General features: G+C 48.0%; 16 protein-coding genes. 9 read left to right on the forward strand and 7 right to left on the reverse strand.

Going from position 1 to position 17,489, the window contains the following annotated elements; genetic code table 11:
* Window positions 1-23: 23 nt before the first annotated feature.
* Window positions 24-209, reverse strand: coding sequence for a MerR family transcriptional regulator (locus Q366_RS03775; RefSeq protein WP_035236491.1), 186 nt, complete (start codon window positions 207-209; stop codon window positions 24-26).
* A gap of 423 nt (window positions 210-632) precedes the next feature.
* Between Q366_RS03775 and Q366_RS03780 the strand changes: the two genes are divergently transcribed.
* Entirely contained in the window at window positions 633-1,466 is an 834-nt protein-coding gene (locus Q366_RS03780; protein ID WP_035236615.1) for an SIR2 family NAD-dependent protein deacylase, read from the forward strand.
* Window positions 1,466-1,705 (forward strand): hypothetical protein, encoded by a 240-nt coding sequence (locus tag Q366_RS03785; RefSeq protein WP_035236492.1) that lies wholly within the window; start codon window positions 1,466-1,468, stop codon window positions 1,703-1,705. Before Q366_RS03780 ends, Q366_RS03785 begins: the two co-directional genes overlap by 1 nt.
* A gap of 159 nt (window positions 1,706-1,864) precedes the next feature.
* Here Q366_RS03785 and Q366_RS03790 read toward each other — a convergent pair whose 3' ends face one another.
* A complete protein-coding gene (locus Q366_RS03790) occupies window positions 1,865-2,755 on the reverse strand; it encodes a LysR family transcriptional regulator (RefSeq protein WP_035236493.1) in 891 nt (296 codons plus the stop codon).
* 141 nt (window positions 2,756-2,896) lie between these two features.
* Here Q366_RS03790 and Q366_RS03795 point away from each other — a divergent pair, with 141 nt between their 5' ends.
* Window positions 2,897-4,072 carry a YbfB/YjiJ family MFS transporter gene (locus tag Q366_RS03795; RefSeq protein WP_035236494.1) on the forward strand — a complete coding sequence of 392 codons (1,176 nt, stop codon included), beginning with the start codon at window positions 2,897-2,899 and terminating at the stop codon, window positions 4,070-4,072.
* A 295-nt stretch (window positions 4,073-4,367) separates the two neighbouring features.
* Here the strand turns inward: Q366_RS03795 and fusA are convergent, their stop codons facing one another.
* Window positions 4,368-6,401 (reverse strand): elongation factor G, encoded by a 2,034-nt coding sequence (gene fusA, locus Q366_RS03800; RefSeq protein ID WP_035236495.1) that lies wholly within the window; start codon window positions 6,399-6,401, stop codon window positions 4,368-4,370.
* Window positions 6,402-6,592: 191 nt separating this feature from the next.
* On the opposite strand from fusA, the gene Q366_RS03805 reads away from it, so the two are divergent.
* The 5 genes from Q366_RS03805 to Q366_RS03825 are packed head-to-tail and all read left to right on the forward strand — an operon-like array spanning window position 6,593 to window position 10,910.
* Window positions 6,593-6,964, forward strand: a complete 372-nt coding sequence (locus Q366_RS03805; protein WP_035236496.1) for a DnaJ family domain-containing protein — start codon at window positions 6,593-6,595, stop codon at window positions 6,962-6,964.
* Window positions 6,961-7,452 carry a hypothetical protein gene (locus Q366_RS03810; protein WP_035236497.1) on the forward strand — a complete coding sequence of 164 codons (492 nt, stop codon included), beginning with the start codon at window positions 6,961-6,963 and terminating at the stop codon, window positions 7,450-7,452. The genes Q366_RS03805 and Q366_RS03810 overlap by 4 nt, the downstream gene beginning before the upstream one ends.
* 43 nt (window positions 7,453-7,495) lie before the next feature.
* Window positions 7,496-8,455, forward strand: a complete 960-nt coding sequence (locus tag Q366_RS03815) for a D-alanine--D-alanine ligase family protein (RefSeq protein WP_035236498.1) — start codon at window positions 7,496-7,498, stop codon at window positions 8,453-8,455.
* Entirely contained in the window at window positions 8,452-10,215 is a 1,764-nt protein-coding gene (gene purD / locus Q366_RS03820; RefSeq protein WP_035236499.1) for a phosphoribosylamine--glycine ligase, read from the forward strand. Before Q366_RS03815 ends, purD begins: the two co-directional genes overlap by 4 nt.
* A gap of 47 nt (window positions 10,216-10,262) precedes the next feature.
* Window positions 10,263-10,910, forward strand: coding sequence for an L-threonylcarbamoyladenylate synthase (locus Q366_RS03825; RefSeq protein ID WP_035236500.1), 648 nt, complete (start codon window positions 10,263-10,265; stop codon window positions 10,908-10,910).
* Window positions 10,911-10,946: 36 nt separating this feature from the next.
* Here the strand turns inward: Q366_RS03825 and Q366_RS03830 are convergent, their stop codons facing one another.
* Both Q366_RS03830 and Q366_RS03835 read right to left on the reverse strand, forming a co-directional pair.
* Window positions 10,947-11,708 (reverse strand): MBL fold metallo-hydrolase, encoded by a 762-nt coding sequence (locus tag Q366_RS03830; protein WP_035236501.1) that lies wholly within the window; start codon window positions 11,706-11,708, stop codon window positions 10,947-10,949.
* Window positions 11,709-11,800: 92 nt separating this feature from the next.
* A complete protein-coding gene (locus Q366_RS03835) occupies window positions 11,801-12,346 on the reverse strand; it encodes a rhomboid family intramembrane serine protease (RefSeq protein ID WP_035236502.1) in 546 nt (181 codons plus the stop codon).
* A gap of 563 nt (window positions 12,347-12,909) precedes the next feature.
* On the opposite strand from Q366_RS03835, the gene Q366_RS03840 reads away from it, so the two are divergent.
* Complete coding sequence (locus tag Q366_RS03840) at window positions 12,910-14,973, forward strand: methyl-accepting chemotaxis protein (protein ID WP_051957805.1); 2,064 nt, start codon at window positions 12,910-12,912, stop codon at window positions 14,971-14,973.
* A gap of 216 nt (window positions 14,974-15,189) precedes the next feature.
* On the opposite strand, the gene Q366_RS03845 is transcribed toward Q366_RS03840, so the two are convergent.
* On the reverse strand, window positions 15,190-16,035 hold the full coding sequence (locus Q366_RS03845; protein WP_035236503.1) for an aldo/keto reductase: 846 nt from the start codon (window positions 16,033-16,035) through the stop codon (window positions 15,190-15,192).
* Between the two features lie 12 nt (window positions 16,036-16,047).
* The gene (locus tag Q366_RS03850; RefSeq protein WP_035236504.1) at window positions 16,048-17,214 is read right to left on the reverse strand and encodes an iron-containing alcohol dehydrogenase; all 1,167 of its coding nucleotides are present in this window, start codon (window positions 17,212-17,214) and stop codon (window positions 16,048-16,050) included.
* Between the last annotated feature and the right edge of the window lie 275 nt (window positions 17,215-17,489).

The following is a 17,489-nucleotide window of genomic DNA, read 5'->3' on the forward strand; positions in this document are numbered from 1 at the left end:
CCAATGCTGCCGCCACCTTTTTTCTATTTGCTGTTGCCCCGGATCTCAACGATCTTTTCGGGAGGAATCCTCAACCAGGAAAGAAAAGCCTTGTGCCCCTCCGGGTGGCTTTTTTCAAAATTATGATGCCATTTTTTCATTTGATCTTCAGTCAGTCCGATCTGCCTGAACATATCAACCCAATTTTCTTTGGTCAATTGATGTTGCATGATTACACGTCCCCTTTATTATAAGTTTTAGTTTCTGCCACGGCCATGACAACGACAGTTCTAAAGGGTAAACCAATAGACGGGTCAAGCACTTTTTTTATCGAGCCGGTGGAATGAAAAGATTAAGTCATATCTGTTTTATATTTGACAATGTATGGATTAACAGGGATAGTCTACTGTGTTCATTCACCTGAAAAAAGACCTTGTTTGGGAGGTTGTCCGCACTTTTGAAAATTATTTTTAGCCTGTTAAAATGGAAGTTTTCGATCCAACGCGTTATAGTGAATTCTGCGGCCCATAAAAAAAATGGCTATGTTCCCTTGGCTCCTTTGATATGGTGCTTGTAATCAACGACGAAAGGCATTTTCAACGGGTGCCGGATCTTAGAATTGAAAACTGAACTGGATAATGCCGGTATATTTTATGGACAACCTAAACAAAAATATCGAACAGGCTCGCCAGGCAATTAAAGATGCAGACGCACTTTTTATAACGGCCGGTGCCGGTATGGGCGTCGATTCGGGTTTGCCTGATTTCAGGGGAAATGCAGGTTTCTGGAAAGCTTATCCGCCCATAGCGAAGCTGGGCAAATCGTTCAGTGAAATGGCAGACCCTGTCTGGTTTGACAAACAGCCTGAAATTGCCTGGGCGTTTTATGGGCACAGATTGAATCTTTATCGTGAAACACTCCCCCACGAAGGCTTTTCAAAATTGCTTGATCTGGGAAGAAGCAAGCCGTACGGATATTTTGTATTCACCTCGAATGTTGACGGGCAGTTTCAAAAAGCCGGTTTTGACGATGCATTGATTGAAGAGTGCCATGGCTCCATCCACCATCTTCAATGCACCAGACCATGTTCCAGCGACATCTGGAAGATTGGGGAAGAGAACGTCAATGTTGATATGGAAACGTTCAGGGCTACAGGCGAGTTGCCGAAATGTAAAAACTGTGGAAGACTGGCACGCCCCAATATTTTAATGTTTGGAGACTGGAACTGGATATCGCACCGCACCAGTGAACAAGGGGCACGTTTGCAGAAATGGCTTGAAAAACTCAACAGCTTCAATGCGAAATTGGCCATTATTGAAATGGGGGCAGGCCTTGCCGTACCTACGGTAAGATATAAATCCCAACGAACCGGCCGGAACTTAAATTCAACCTTGATACGCATCAACCCAAGGGATTACCATGTCTGCCAAGGCGCAATCGGCCTGCCGCTTGGTGCCAGGGAAGGCATAAACCGGATTTTGTGCTGATGAATAAGGATGATTATCCCAAAGCCGGCTTACAAAGGCTCTTTCAAAAAGGGGCCGATAATTTTGTACTCTTGCATAGAAATGGAAAAGCTGTCGCCTTTCAATCAAATCAGAATGGAAATGTTAATATCATTGATCGTCAAACAGATATTGATTTCAGCTCGACAGGTCTCTCATTACTTGATGATGGTTGGAAATGTGTCGGGCCGGGATTGCAATACAGCGGGTTGTTTGAATAATGCAATTGATTGGTATAAAAATGGCCTGTCTAAATGCCATAGCTTAGTTTGCTTATGATTTTGGTTCTTTCACCAACCAATGACAAAAGAAGTCAATGCCTTTACTGGCAAGCGTTTCACACCACATAAATAGACAAAGTAAACACGAAATATTTACTCTTATTTAACATTTTTCCCTTTATATTTGCTATGTGGTTCCCGGTCTGAAAGAAATTCAATGAAATTTTTCAATGCCCGGGTAAGCCCCCTATCTTTTCGGTGGACAAGGAGGGTGGATGTCTTCCTTGATTTTTGCGGAATTTCATGGGTCTTGACTGAATGTTCCCATCTGAGATTTGATACAATGGACCGCGGTAACATGGTAATCCCCATGCCGACATTTACAAACCCTAGGATGCCCTCCAATGTTCCCAATTCCATTATCTGCCCGGGTATTATCCCCGTCTCTTTTGCCCAAGCTTCAAGGGCGCCCCTGTAAGAACATCCTCGCCTGAAAACAATAAAATCAGGGCGATCAAGATTTTCCAGGGATTTTATCCTTTTCTCGGTAATAACAACAAGCTCTTCATTAAATGCATGGTAGGTAAACAGATCCGGATGATCCACTGGTCCTGCGACAAAGGCCGCATCAAGCTGGTAGTCCAGCACACTTTTCACAAGGGATTCTGTGGTCCCGGTCTGAAGCTTTAATTGAACATCGGGATACTGCTTATGGTATGTTGAGAATAAAGTAGGCAGCCTCACAGCTGCCGTGGATTCCATTGTGCCGATCGACAAAGGTCCCTTGATAAATTCATCATCACTAACGGCAAGCAGAGCATTGTCTATTAATTGGACGGCATCTTTGGCATAATCAATTAATATCCGGCCCTTTGCCGTCAGTTCGACACCACGGTGCTTTCTATGGAAAAGGGAAACATCCAACTCACTTTCAAGTTGCCTGATCCTTGCCGTTACATTGGATTGCACACAATTTAATTTTAACGCTGCTTTTGAAATACTACCCTCTTCAGCCACGGTTTTAAAAATTTTAAGCCCCCATATATCCATATTTAACCCTCATTGATATCATTATTTATGATGTCGAATAACACTTTTAATTATTTGAGGTGATATTATACCTCTGTTAACTTTAAGGTCAAGTATTGGAAAAGATATGATGCAACCGAATTTGAAAAGGTACAACTTATTATGAAACAACAGAAGACTGGCCATGGATTGTTGATAACAGGCGGTTTTTTAGCCTTGGTGATTGCAATGGGTGTAGGCCGTTTTGCTTACACGCCATTACTGCCGGCAATGCAGAATCAGTTTGGATTCAGTGATGAGATTGCAGGATCAATGGCTTCTGTTAATTATCTGGGATATCTTATTGGTGCATTCTTGTGCTTTAAAAATATGAGAGCAGCAACAAAATTACGTTTATTCCGCATTTTTCTTATATCAAGTATTATCACGACAGCATGGATGGGACTTGTTGTACAGACCGAGGCATGGATTATTCTCCGGTTGGTCAGCGGCATAGCAAGTGCCGGTATATTTATTCTTGGTTCCTCAATTGTGCTGGAGCGACTCCCCCAATCAAAAAATGCCCTCGGCATGTTAATATACAGCGGTGTTGGTGGAGGCATTGCATTGAGCGGGGTGTTTTCTCCGGTGTTGGTTAAATATTTTAATGTCCAGGTAGCCTGGGTGGGACTCTCTTTGATCTGCTTCCCTTTATCTCTTGTTTGCTGGTCTGTGCTGATTCCTTTGGAAGAAAAATCGAAGATTGATTTACGTTCGAATGGGGAAATTAAATTTGAATATCCGCTATTACTCCCATGGCTTGTGGTCGCTTATTTTTTTGAAGGGTTCGGCTATATTATCAGTGGGACATTCATCGTATCCTTTCTCCAGGGTCAGTCCGGATTTTTTTCCTCCGGCCCAGTAGCCTGGACAGTGGTCGGTTTGGCAGCCTCTGTCTCCATTCCTGTATTTCACCAACTGTCAAAGCGCCTGCATCTGGTTTATGTGTTGATTATAGCCCATTTCATACAGGGCCTGGGAATTGTACTTCCAGTCTTATCGTCCCACTGGCTATGTGTCATTTCAGGCGCAGTTTTGTTTGGCGGTACATTCATGGGAATAACTGCTTTAACTCTTTCCATCGGTAAAACACTTAAGCCAGGCCAAAGCCAAAAGGTGATTGGACTGTTGACAGCCATATATGGTATCGGCCAGATTCTCGGTCCCCTGGTGTCTGGGGTTTTATCTAAAAATTCTGGGAATTTTGTATCTGCCATAGTGATATCTGCTGTCGCAGTAATTTTAGGCGGCATAATTTTGATAACAGGTATTTTAAAACATACAATGACTAAAATATAAGGAGGTTATGATGCCGTACGTTAACATCAAGATTACAAATGTTCCAAATTCTGAGGAAGTATAGACAAAGTCAACGTTTAAACCAGCGGCGCGGCTTTTTGAGTCCGCTGGATTTATTTGTGTGTGCCGGGCACGGCACGTGTCCTTGAAAGTGAGTCAAATGTAATGGATTTCCAAACATTTGGCAATCAGGGCTTCTTCATTTACTTTCATGATCTTCACGGTAAAAAAAGCAGATCCATCTTGTGCCGGCCCCTATTGAATTTGGTCATCAGAACAGGAGCTCAACATTGAATCACACCGTATCAAAACTTTTAAACTGCATGGTAAAGGTGCCCCGGCCCTGGGTGGCGGAACGCAGGGCTGTGGAATACCCAAACATCCTTGACAAGGGGGCCACAGCTTTGATGGCCTGAATACCGGATTTCGGGGTAATGGATTCCACCCGGCCGCCCCGGGCATTGAGGTCTGCAATGGCATCCCCCATATTGGCATCCGGCACAAACACCTCCACATCCACGATGGGTTCAAGCAAGGCCATTTTGGCTTTTTTCAGGGCCTCTTTGACTGCCATGGACGCACAGACCCCAAAGCCCAGTTCTGACACCTTTCCTTCCTCGCTGAACCCGTCAGCCAGAACAATCTCAACATCCACAATGGGATATCCTTTGAGGAATCCGCCCTCAAGACTCGCCCGGATTCCGGCCTCAATGCCCGGGATATACTGGGGCGCAATTTTTTCATCAGGCACAAGGGATTTGAAGACAACACCCTGGCCCCGGCCCAGGGGATTGAGTGTCACCGTGACGTTGGCATAATGGGATTTACCCTGGATATCCCGTTCAAACACGGCCTGGCCGGTTGCCGGGGCTGTAATGATCTCCCGGTAAACCACCTGGGGTTTGCCCACATTCACACTGGTGTTGAATTCTTTGACCATCCTTGAAATGATGATTTCAAGATGAAGTTCGCCCATGCCCGACAAAATGGTCTGGCCTGTCTCCTCATCCTTGTTCGTTTTAAGGGTGGGATCCTCAATCATGAATTTTGCCAGCACATCATCAAGCTTTTCCTGATCTGCATGGGTTTTAGGCTCAATGGCAATGGAGATAACCGGCTGTGCATATTCCATTTTTTCCAGAAACACGGGATGATCCGAATTGCAAAGCGTATCACCGGTGCCGGAATCTTTAAGTCCCACAATGCCGATGATGTCACCGGCCGAGGCCTCGTCCAAGCGTTCGCGCTTGTTGGCGTGCATTCTTAAAATTCTGGACAGTTTTTCATTACGGTTCAGGCCGGGGTTAAACACATCCCCACCCGAAGCGATCTTTCCTGAATAGATCCGGGCAAAGGAGAGTTTACGGCCCTCGATCATAGACACCTTGAAAATCAAGGCAGCCAGGGGACCGTTTTTCTCAGGTCTGAATTCAAGGATTTCACCGGTTTCAGGATGCTCGCCTTTAACCGGGGGCACATCCTTGGGGCTTGGCAGGTAATAGTCAATGGCGTCCAGAAGCGGCTGAACCCCTTTGTTCCTCAGGGCAGATCCGCAAAGTACGGGCACCATGGCCCGGCGGATGGTGGCGGCCCGGATGGCGGCCCGGAGCTCATCCACGGAGATCTCTTCCTCGCCCAGGTATTTTTCCATGATGGCATCATCAAGTTCGGACACTGCTTCCAGAAGTTTGTCCCGATATTCTTCGGCCAGTTCCCGGAATTCATCTTTAATAGGCCCGGCCGTGTATTCAGCGCCTAATGTTTCATCATTCCAGGCAATCTGCTCCATGGTCAAAAGGTCAATAACGCCCTGAAAATGGTCCTCGGCCCCGATGGGTACCTGGATCATCACAGGATTGGCAGCCAGCTTTTCTCTGATGGAGTCACAGGCGGCGAAAAAATCAGCACCGGTGCGGTCCATTTTATTGATAAAGACCATTCGCGGGACCTTGTACCGGTCTGCCTGGCGCCAGACCGTTTCGGACTGGGGCTCCACGCCGCCCACGGCGCAAAACACACCAATGGCCCCGTCCAGGACCCGTAAAGCCCGTTCCACCTCCACGGTGAAATCCACATGGCCCGGGGTGTCGATGATTTGAATGGTGGCCCCTTTCCACTGGCAGTAGGTAACCGCCGAGGTAATGGTAATACCCCGGTCCTGTTCATCCTGCATCCAGTCCATGGTGGCCTCGCCGTCATGAACTTCGCCTATCTTATGGGACCTTCCCGTGTAATAGAGAATGCGTTCCGTCACCGTGGTCTTGCCCGCGTCAATGTGGGCCATGATCCCGATGTTCCTGATTTTTGATATATTTTTTGGCTTGCTCATAGGTATCGTATCTATTTTAATAGTCGGCTCAATTAAGTTGGCATAGTGGTTGATACAGTATTGCCATTTAGGTGTCAAGAAAATAGCTTGCAAAACAGAGCCTGGTTTAATAGAATTCATGGTCTTGATGCAGGTCTGTGTGAGGCCTGGTTTATGCCGCAACCAATCCATCGGAGCCGCCCGTATCTGTTATGATTCCAGGATTTGAAGCCATCGTTGAGGAGCGTATCAAAGCCGCCCAGAAACAGGGCCGGTTTGACAATCTTGAGGGCAAAGGCAGACCTTTATTGTTTGAGGACAGCCATGTGCCCGAGGATCTTCGCATGGCCCATAAAATTCTGAAAAATTCAGGATTTTTGCCCCCGGAAGTTGAAATCAGAAAGCAGATGACCCATGTACGTGAACTCATGGATCAGACCGGGCTGGCATCTGCGGATCAGGCAAAGCTGAACAAAAAACTAAATTACCTGATGGCCAAGCTCGATGCGGTCCGTTCAACCGGGCCCGGCAGCACCCTGGCCCGGGACCAGTACAGAACTTCACTATTGAGAAAAATCAAATGAATATACGCAAAAAAGACAAAGACGGATTATTTAAAAATATTTTTGTTGCCTATTTTATCCTGCTGCTCCACGTATTTCTTCTGGCCGGTATCGGCCTTACCGTGGTGCTGTTCAAAGGCGTTTACCACTATCTTCCATGGATCATGGCCGGCATTGCCATCCTGGTACTCACCATTGCCTGGTTCATTTACTACAGGATGAGAGAAACCTCTTCTTCCTTAAGCCAAGTGTTAGGCACCCCGGAATTTCATGACAGGGCTGTTGAGATACGATTGCTCGGCGGCCTTGCGTCCTTTGAAATTAAAGCCAAAGCGCAGTCCTTGCTGCCGAATCACACCCGCCGTTCTCCCTATGCCGAAGACCTTCTCATTGAAAGCGCAGGTGACCGGGCAGAACGGAAACTACTGGAACTCAACGGGCTTTATGAAAAGGATCTGATCACCAAAGAAGAGTTCGAAAAAGCGCGTCAGAACATCATCCAGGGCTGATCGTCCGGATTTGATCGTTCAACCAACACCAAAGGAAGGATGTATGAAAAAAATCAGGCTGGCCCTGTTATCAGGCGGTGTGTCCACAGAGCGCGAGGTATCCTTAAACAGCGGAAATCAGGTGTTTGAGGCCCTTGATAAAAAAAAATACGACATCAAACGATATGATCCCAAATTTGATCTGGCAAAACTTGTAACCGATGCACCGGATATTGATGCGGCCCTGATTATTCTCCATGGACCCTTTGGGGAAGATGGTACGGTTCAAGGACTTTTAGACCTTTTGAACATTCCTTATCAGGGGGCAGGTGTTTTAGGATCTGCCGCTGCCATGAACAAACTGATGGCCAAAAGACTTTACCGCCAGGCAGGCATCCCGACACCTGACTATATTTGCGTTTCCATCCATGCACCGGTCCCTGATCCGGACAGGTTAAAGTCCCTTGGACTTCCCATTGTGGTCAAACCCGCCTGTGCCGGATCTTCGGTGGGCATGAGCATTGTATCGGATGAAAAAGACCTGCCGCAAGCCATTGAAAAAGGGTTTCAAAATGATGACACCTTGATTTTGGAACAATATATCAAGGGCATGGAACTGACCTGCGCGGTTTTGGGCAATCAGGACCTTGAGGCCCTGCCTGTCATTGAAATCGTGCCGGGTGACGGACATGATTTTTTTGATTACCAGGCCAAATACGTGGCCGGTGAAACCAGTGAAATCTGCCCGGCCCGCATTGATGAACAGACCACCCGGCGGGCACAGCAATTAGCGGTTCAAGCCCACAGGACACTGTTTCTTAAAGGCTATTCCAGAACAGACATGCTGCTTATGGACGGCGAACTGCATGTCCTTGAAACCAACACCATCCCCGGCATGACAGCCACAAGCCTGTTCCCCCAGTCCGCAGCCAAGGCAGGCTATGAATTTGGCGGCCTGATGGACAAACTCATTGAACTTGCCATAGAAGAGAATAAAAAAACCAATTTAAGGAGAGCCCGATGAAAATCCTTGTAGTCGGCAGCGGCGGCCGGGAACATACCCTGGTCTGGAAAATCGCCCAAAGCCCGCTTGTAGATAAAATATACTGCGCCCCTGGCAATGCAGGCACCGCAACCCTGGCTAAAAATGTAGATATCAGCGCCGGCGATATTGATGCCCTGGCAGCCTTTGCCGCACAAAATCAGATTGACCTGACGGTTGTGGGTCCTGAAGGGCCTCTGGTGGCGGGCATTGCCGATGTTTTTCACACAAAGGGACTGGCCGTGTTCGGTCCATCCGGGGCCGCAGCACAGCTTGAAGGTTCCAAGGTATTTTCTAAAAATCATATGCTCAAGTACGGGATTCCCTGTGCTGCGGGCAAAGCCTTTACCGACTCCCAGCGGGCCAAGCTTTATGCACAAGCCCTGGGCGCACCCTGCGTGGTCAAAGCGGACGGCCTGGCTGCGGGCAAGGGCGTAATTGTCTGCACAAGCCTTGAAGAAGCATACACCGCCATTGACGATATGCTGGAAGACAACAAATTCGGTGATGCCGGGGCCGTGGTCGTGGTGGAGGAGTGTCTTAAGGGCGAGGAAGCCTCCTTTATTGTTTTAACGGACGGCAATACCGTGCTTGCCCTGCCCGAATCCCAGGACCACAAACGGATATTTGATGATGACAAAGGCCCCAATACCGGCGGCATGGGCGCATATTCTCCGGCACCTGTTCTGGATCACCTGCTGCGAACTAAGGCCATGGAAGAGGTCATGATACCGGCGGTGAGAGGCATGGCCAAAGAAGGCACGCCCTTTAAAGGCGTACTCTATGCCGGATTAATGGTGGACAAGGACACCATCAAGGTGCTGGAGTTCAACACCCGGCTTGGTGATCCTGAAACCCAGCCCATTCTCATGCGGCTGGAAAACGACCTGGTGCCTTTGATGGAGGCCTGCTGCAACGGCACCCTGCATAACCATAAAATTAAAATTGACCCACGGGCTGCCATGTGTGTGGTCATTGCTGCCGGCGGATACCCGGGATCTTACGAAAAAGGCCATGAAATCACAGGGCTGGATCAAGCCAATGAAGTAAAAGATACCGTGGTTTTCCATGCCGGAACAGCCATGGACAACGGCAAGGTGGTGGCATCCGGCGGCCGGGTGCTTGGGGTGACATCCCTGGGAGATACGGTTGAAGAGGCCATTAATAGGGCTTATGAAGCCTGTGCCAAAATCAATTTCAAAGACTGCTTCAAAAGAACGGATATTGGGGCCAAGGCATTGAAACGCATGGCTATTCCTCCCCAGGTGGGTGTGATCATGGGATCTGACTCTGATTTTCCGGTGATGAAAAGCGCCCTGGTCATGCTCAAAAAATTTGACATTCCCTACTATGTCACTGTGGCCTCGGCCCACAGGACCCCTGAAAAGGCGGTGCAGCTGGCAGCCCAGGCCCGGGAACAGGGAATCAAGGTGCTCATCTGCGGGGCAGGACATGCAGCCCACCTGGCCGGTGTCATTGCCGCCCACACCACCCTGCCCGTTTTGGGTGTTCCCATTGATTCCAGCGCCCTTCAGGGCATGGATGCGCTTCTGGCAACGGTGCAGATGCCCCCGGGCATTCCGGTTTCCACCATGGCCATCGGAAAATCCGGGGCCCAGAATGCCGGCATTACAGCAGCCCAGATCATCGGGGTGTGTGATCCGGTGGTGGCGGAGAAACTGGCTGCATTTAAAAAGGAGATGGCTGACAAAGTGGAACAAAAGGCAGCATCTTTTGCCTGATACCATTCCCAATGTCATTAACGTAAACGGTAATACAAAAAACAAGAATGATTAAGAACAAAATCATCCGGGTGGACAGAGACCACCCGGATACTGACATCATAAACCAGGCCGCCGGAATTCTCAAAACCGGCGGCCTGGTGATTTTTCCGGCGGCCTGCCTTTACGGGGTGGCGGCCAATGCCCTGTCCGCCGATGCCGTTGAAAAGGTGTTCCTGCTCAAACAGCGCCCCTGCACCAACCCTATCCTGGTACTGATAAAAAACGCGGACCAGCTTGAGGATCTTGTTGCCACCATACCGGACAAGGCCCGGATACTCATGGACCAATTCTGGCCCGGGGGCCTGACCCTGGTATTTGATGCGGCTGACAGGGTAAGCCCCAAGCTTACCGCCGGGCGCCATAAACTTGGCATCCGCCTGCCCGGACACCCGGTGGCCCGGGCCTTGGTCAACAGTGTTGATTTCCCGGTCACCGGCACCAGCGCCAACCTTTCCGGCCAGCCCGGATGCACCCGAACAGATATGCTGAGCCCTGAAATTATTGAAAAAGCCGACCTGATCCTGGACGCCGGCCCGGTCAAAGGCGGTGCAGGGTCAACTATTGTCGATGTGACCCTAATTCCACCCCCAATTTTACGCCGGGGCACGGTTGCCGACACAGACATCTATGCCTGTCTGGACATAAGAAATTAGCCATTGGGCCTGTTTTTGTGCGTAAAAAAGCGGATTTTACAGCCACACAGCCCAGTCTCCGAATTCAAAAGCGCCACTTCCATGATGCAAATTACCATTAACCTTTAACTGCCGAAACGCATCACGCATTCTTACTAAAATCTCAGGCTGAATGTTTAACGTATGATGTGCCGGGAATACCCGCTTTACCGGCAACATTGATACCTGTTCAAGAGAGCTGAGATACGCCTCCGGATCGGTGGAGGGGAAGTAGGCGAATAACGTGTCTTTGTAGACTAAATCACCGGTAAAAAGATAACCGTTCTCCTTTTCCCAGAAACACATATGCCCTGGTGAATGCCCCGGTGTATGTACTATTTGAACAAAACGACCACCAATATTGATGATTTCATTATTCTGAAGAACCTTTGTAGGCTTACCCTGAAAAAACTCATAATTCTTTACATCAAAACCGGCCGGTAGATCACAACGGTCAACAACCATGTCCCGTATTTGTTCGATCGTCAAAGGAAACTCTCCGCTGAGCCAATTCAATTCATTTTTATGGGCATAGAAATTCGGAAAAAATTTATGGCCGCCAATATGATCCCAGTGGATGTGGGTGGCTATCGCGATGACCGGTTTATCCGTCAATTTTTCAACTTGATCATAAATGTTGCAGATTCCAAGTCCAGTATCAATCAACAAGCTGTATTCAGAACCATTTAAAAGATAGCAATGCGATTCCTCCCAGTGCCTATATTCGCTTATGATGTACGTTCCCTTGTCAACTTCATCTATTGTAAACCAATCATCCATTTGACTTCATCCTCACGAACCTATCTTTGGATTTGCCTAAAGGCGGGGGTTTTCATCTTTGACAGAAACAATAAAAGACTGAAACCGCCATGTTATCTTTTTCTGACCCTTAAAAATCCAAACCCCGCCCCAAAAAGCCCGCCGGCCAGATGGCCAAAATGGGAAATATGATCATCATTGAAAACCTGGGTCAATTCAGATCCAATATAAATCACGGCCACCAGAACAAAGGCCAGAGGAATTTCGCCATCCCTGAAATTTGAAAAGGAACTGAGCAGAATCATCATAAACACCAGGCCGCTGCCCCCCGCAAGGGAGGTGTGAAACACTACCGCACTGATCAATGCGGTTGCCGCAGCGGTTATCACCATCATTTCAAAAAGCAGCCAAGAACCGTATTTTTCTTCCAGAAGCGGCCCTAACAAAAGAAGCATGATCAGGTTGCCCTTAAAATGGACCCATCCGGCATGGGCCAGGACATATGTAAAAAGTCTGGCATAAAATACAGGATCAGAAAACGCCGGTCGGGAAGGCGATGCCAGACTCATTCCCAGAAAATTTGAGACAGGCAGGGCAAGACAGCCCAGGGCCAAAAGGGCATAGGTCAGGATTACAGGTGAATTGTATCTGATTTTCATTTTTGCTCCCTGAACGGTTTTATAGTGCTCCTGTTTTAATTTTTGCCAAGAATAGATACTACCACCGATACATTCATAATGCACCAAAGACCTTGGAGATTTCCGCTTAAAGTTAAGACTTGCCATGGATATAGAATAGCTACCGCTATAAGCCGGGATACCTTTTAAAGACAAGGTTTCTCCGGAAACACCGGTCCATGAGGTTTAGATACTGTAAAACTCTCATCTCCGGGTCAAATTGTCCCGTGTTATGTCGGTAGCCGGTAGCCCAATCTTCTTTTTTAACTGCGAATTAAGTTAAAAAAAATATTGGAAAAAAATCTTTTTTTACATACAATGCCCCACATGCAAACCCTGAATTTCCGAGGTACAGATCGCAACGATTTCTGTATTGCCTCAAATTCAGATTTATTTTGAACATCTAATGAGCCCGTAAAAAGTCAGATTCTGGTAATTTTCGGCTATAACCTGCTGAAATTTGGGATAGCGATTCTACCATTCGCGACCCTTTACGAAACTATCAATTTTTATATACACTTGTAGACAATTTTAAAGGAGGGAAAATGCTAAAGAAAATGAAATTGAAAACCCGGCTGCTGCTGGCTGTTTGCTCTGTTGCCCTGGTGAGTTTTGCCGTCACCATCGGCTACGTTACAGTAAAGGCAGAACGCCAGAGTGAAGACCAGGCCCTGGAAACCGCCAAGGAGATGGCCAACCGGTACAGCGGAAAAGTCCAGATTTCAATCGAAACCGCCATGGATGCCGCCAGGACCCTTGCCCATGTGTTTGAAGGGGCAAAAATTAATTCCGCCTCCCCTGATCGTAAGCTGTTTAACGATATCCTTCGGCACGTATTGGAACAAAACCCCGGCTTTATCGGCGTATGGTGCTGCTGGGAACCCAATGCCCTGGACGGCATGGATATGAAATATGCAGGGACCCAGGGGTATGATGATACCGGCCGGTTTATACCCTACTGGAACCGGGGGAGCGGCGCCATCGCCATGGAACCCCTGGTCTCGTATACGGTGCCCGGAGATGGTGATTATTACCTGGTTCCGCTTAAAACAGGTCAAGAGGCTATCATGGAACCCTATTCTTATGTAATCGGCGGCAAAGAGACGCTCCTCACATCCGTCTGCGTTCCCATCAGTGTTGATGGCCACACCATCGGTGTCACCGGTGTGGATATTCCATTGAATTTTTTTGAAGAAATGATTTCGGAAATTACCCCCTACGAAACCGGATACGGTTTTCTGGTATCCAACACCGGTCTTTTTGTCTCCCATCCAAAATCAGATCTTCGGGGGAAAAACATGCGGGATGTTGGTGGCAGTGACAGTTTAATGGCAGCCATTGCCAATGGTAAAGAATACACCCAGTATAAGGAATCCATACAAACAGGCACCATGTCGCTGATGCAATTTGTTCCCATCACCATCGGCAAAGTGACCACCCCCTGGTCCTTTGGCATTGTTTTCCCAATGGACAAAATCCGGGCAGGTGCCACGCAACTGGCCAAAACCGCCATCCTTATCGGGGCTGTTTCCATGGTTGTATTCGTGGTCATTGTTTTTTTTCTTGCGAATTCCATCGTGACACCGATCAATAAAATTGTGGCAGGGCTCAAGGATATTGCCCAGGGAGAAGGGGATTTAACCATGCGTCTGCCATCAAACCGAAAGGACGAAATCGGAGAACTGGCAAACTGGTTCAACCTTTTTGTGGAAAAACTTCAGAAAATGATATCAGGCATTGCCAATGATATCAGAGATCTGGAAAGTTCATCATCCGGCCTTCTCTCTATTTCAGACACCGTATCCCGGGGGTCCGGCACCATGTCCGAAAAATCCAGGGCCGTCGCCGATGCCGCAAAACAAATGAGCAGCAACATCACATCTGTCGCCTCCGCCGTCGAGCAGTCATCCACCAATATCGGCATGGTTTCCGCTGCCACAGAGGAAATGACATCAACCATCAATGAAATTGCCAAAAACACTGAACAGACCAGGACGACAAGCAACCAAACCGTGTCAAAAAGCCGGGCCGCCTCGGAAAAGATCGGCATGCTGAGCACCGCAGCCCAGGAAATCGGTAAGGTGGTGGAAACAATCACTGACATCTCTGAGCAGACCAACTTGTTAGCCCTGAACGCCACGATAGAGGCGGCAAGAGCCGGTGAAGCCGGCAAAGGGTTTGCCGTTGTCGCCAGCGAGATCAAAAGCCTGGCCCAACAGACTGCCGAGGCGACACTGGAAATCAAAGGCCGGGTGGAAAACATCCAATCGTCCACCCATGACACGGTTGATGAAATTCAGAAAATAACCGAGGCCATCACCGATGTAAATGCCATGATCGATAATGTTGCCGCATCGGTGGAGGAGCAGTCAGCCACCACCCGGGAAATATCTGAAAACGTCAGCCAGGCCGCCATTGGAATCCAGGAGGTTACGGAAAAAGTCACCCAGAACGCCGGGGTGGCCGGACAGATTGCCCGGGACATTTCAGAGGTCAGCAGTTCTTCCGACGAAATGGCGGATGCCAGCAGCCGGATCAAAACCAGTGCCGATGACCTAAAAGGTTTATCAGGCACTTTAACCACTACGGTAAACCAGTTTAAGGTGTAGTGAAACCTAAAGGGGCGCGAAAAAACAGCGCCCCAATTTTGTTTGCCGTTTTATCCATATTCTTAGGTACGACCCAGGACATCAGGAACAATATGATTACTGGGTCGTGCCTTGAATACGAATAAAACTCCGGCGCAAAATCTGTGGCATTTATTTCTTCTGCGTCCCTGATCTGAACGAATCTTGATATACAAGGCATAATGGCCGGACAGGCGATTACGATTTTCCCAGACAGGTCATGAATTCTACAGCCTCCGGGGCATAATGGGAAAAAAAGGCGCTTTCATTCTCGTCCAGCCCGGCAATGACCTCCATATCTTCGGCTGTCAGGGCAAAATCAAAAACCGTAAAATTTTCTATCATACGTTCTTTACGGGTGGTCTTGGGGATCACAACCACGTCATTTTGAATCAAAAAACGTAAAATGACCTGGGCCACAGACTTGCCGTATTTATTACCAATGGCCTTGATGGTCGGATTGGTGAACATATCCTTGCGCCCTGCGGCAAAAGGCCCCCAGGACTGGTGCTGTACACTGTATTTTTTCATAATTTCATGGGCAGCCTTCTGCTGCTGGAAGGGATGGGTCTCCACCTGGTTGACCGCCGGAACAATCTCCTGAAATTGACAGAAATCAATGAGGCGGTCCGGGTAAAAGTTGCTGACCCCAATGGCCCGGGCTTTACCTGCCTTATACGCGTCAGCCATGGCGCGGTAACTGCCGTAGTAATCGTTGAACGGCTGGTGGATCAGCAGCAGGTCGATATAATCCGTCTTCAGTTTTTTCAAAGATTCTTCAATGGAGGCGTTGGCTTTTTCGTAGCCGCCATTTGAGATCCAGACCTTGGTGGTCAAAAATAATTCTGAACGGGGCACACCGCTTTTTTCGGCGGCATTGCCGACGCCCGCCTCGTTTTGGTAAACCTGGGCCGTATCAATGGAACGGTACCCGACCGATAGGGCATCTGATACGCAGCGCTCACATTCTTCCGGTTTGACCTGATATACGCCATACCCAAGAACCGGCATCTCTATCCCATTGTTGAGAGTGATATGATTCATGTTATTTCTCTTCTAAAAGCACGCTTCCAGAATGCGTAAAATTTCATCACGTGTCAGCTTTTTATATCCGCTGCCCCGGATAACCGTGGATTCCGCGATCCTGGGAAGCATCTCTTTGGTGGCACCCAGCTCTTTAAGGCGAATTACGATGCCGCATTCATTCAAAAATTTTTCCATGGCATCAATTCCTTCCCCGGCAACCGCCTCTTTGGTTTTACCCTGGGTGGAAACGCCCCAGATTTCAGTGGCAAACCGGACAAATTTATCCAGACCATGGGGGTAAATATGGCGGTAGTAGGGCAGTGAAATCGCGGCAAGCCCCATGCCGTGAGCACAGTCCGTATATGCACCAAGCTGGTGCTCGATCATGTGAACCTGCCAGTCCTGGGTCTTTGAAACCCCTGTTACAGTGTTCAAAGCAAGGGTGGCATTCCACATCAGGTTGCTACGGGACGCGTAGTCTTCGGGACTTTTCAGGGCCGTGCGGAGATTATCAATGGATGATTTCAACAAGCTTTCAATAATATAGTCTGTTGTGTTGTTGTCATTGCCGCTGAAATACTGCTCCATGAGATGGGACATGGTGTCAAACACCCCGCTGACCATCTGATACGGGGATACGGAAAAGGTATATTCCGGGTTCAGGATGGAGAATTTGGGATAAACTTCCACAGGGAACACCCTGCCGGCCTTGACTTTCGACGCCTCATGGGTGATGACCGAGCCGCCGTTCATCTCCGAGCCTGTGCCCACCATGGTCAGGATGGATGCCACGGCAACGATTTTATTTGAAAGACCTTCATACCGCAGCCAGTACTTTTCGAAGGGATCTTCATCGCAGTACGCGGATACGGCAATAGCCTTGGCGCAGTCGATAACAGAACCGCCGCCCACGGCCAGTATCAAATTGACATTGTTGTCCCTTACAAGTTTGATGCCTTCCATCAGTTTGGCATAGGTGGGGTTCGGCATGACACCTGGCAATTCAACCACCGTTTTCCCGGCATGTTTCAGGATGGAAATGACCTGATCGTAAAGGCCGATGGACTTGATGGCATTTTTGCCGTAGGCCAGAAGAACCGTATCTCCATAATTGGCAAGTTCGGCTTTCAGGTTGTTCAGGGAATCTTTCCCAAAATAAATTTTTGTCGGATTGTAGAATGTAAAATCCAGTAACATATGAAAATCCTTTTTTTATGGTTAAAAGCTGTTTTGAAGCAAAGGTATCACAGCAATTTTAAAGCATAACATATTAAAATCATATTTTTATGGTTTTTTAACCTTAATTTTGCCAAATTTAAAATTGCTGTGAACATGTTTTGATATTTTCATCAAATTAAGATAGAGTTTGTCACTTTGGTCATCTTTAATAAATACATTTAGCAAAAGTTTTCTGACGGAAGGAAGCGCTTTGAAGAAAGCTTACAAGCAAATATCACCGGAACGTTTGCGAA

Origin of the sequence: Desulfobacter vibrioformis DSM 8776, assembly GCF_000745975.1 — a bacterium.
Classification (GTDB): Bacteria; Desulfobacterota; Desulfobacteria; order Desulfobacterales; family Desulfobacteraceae; genus Desulfobacter; species Desulfobacter vibrioformis.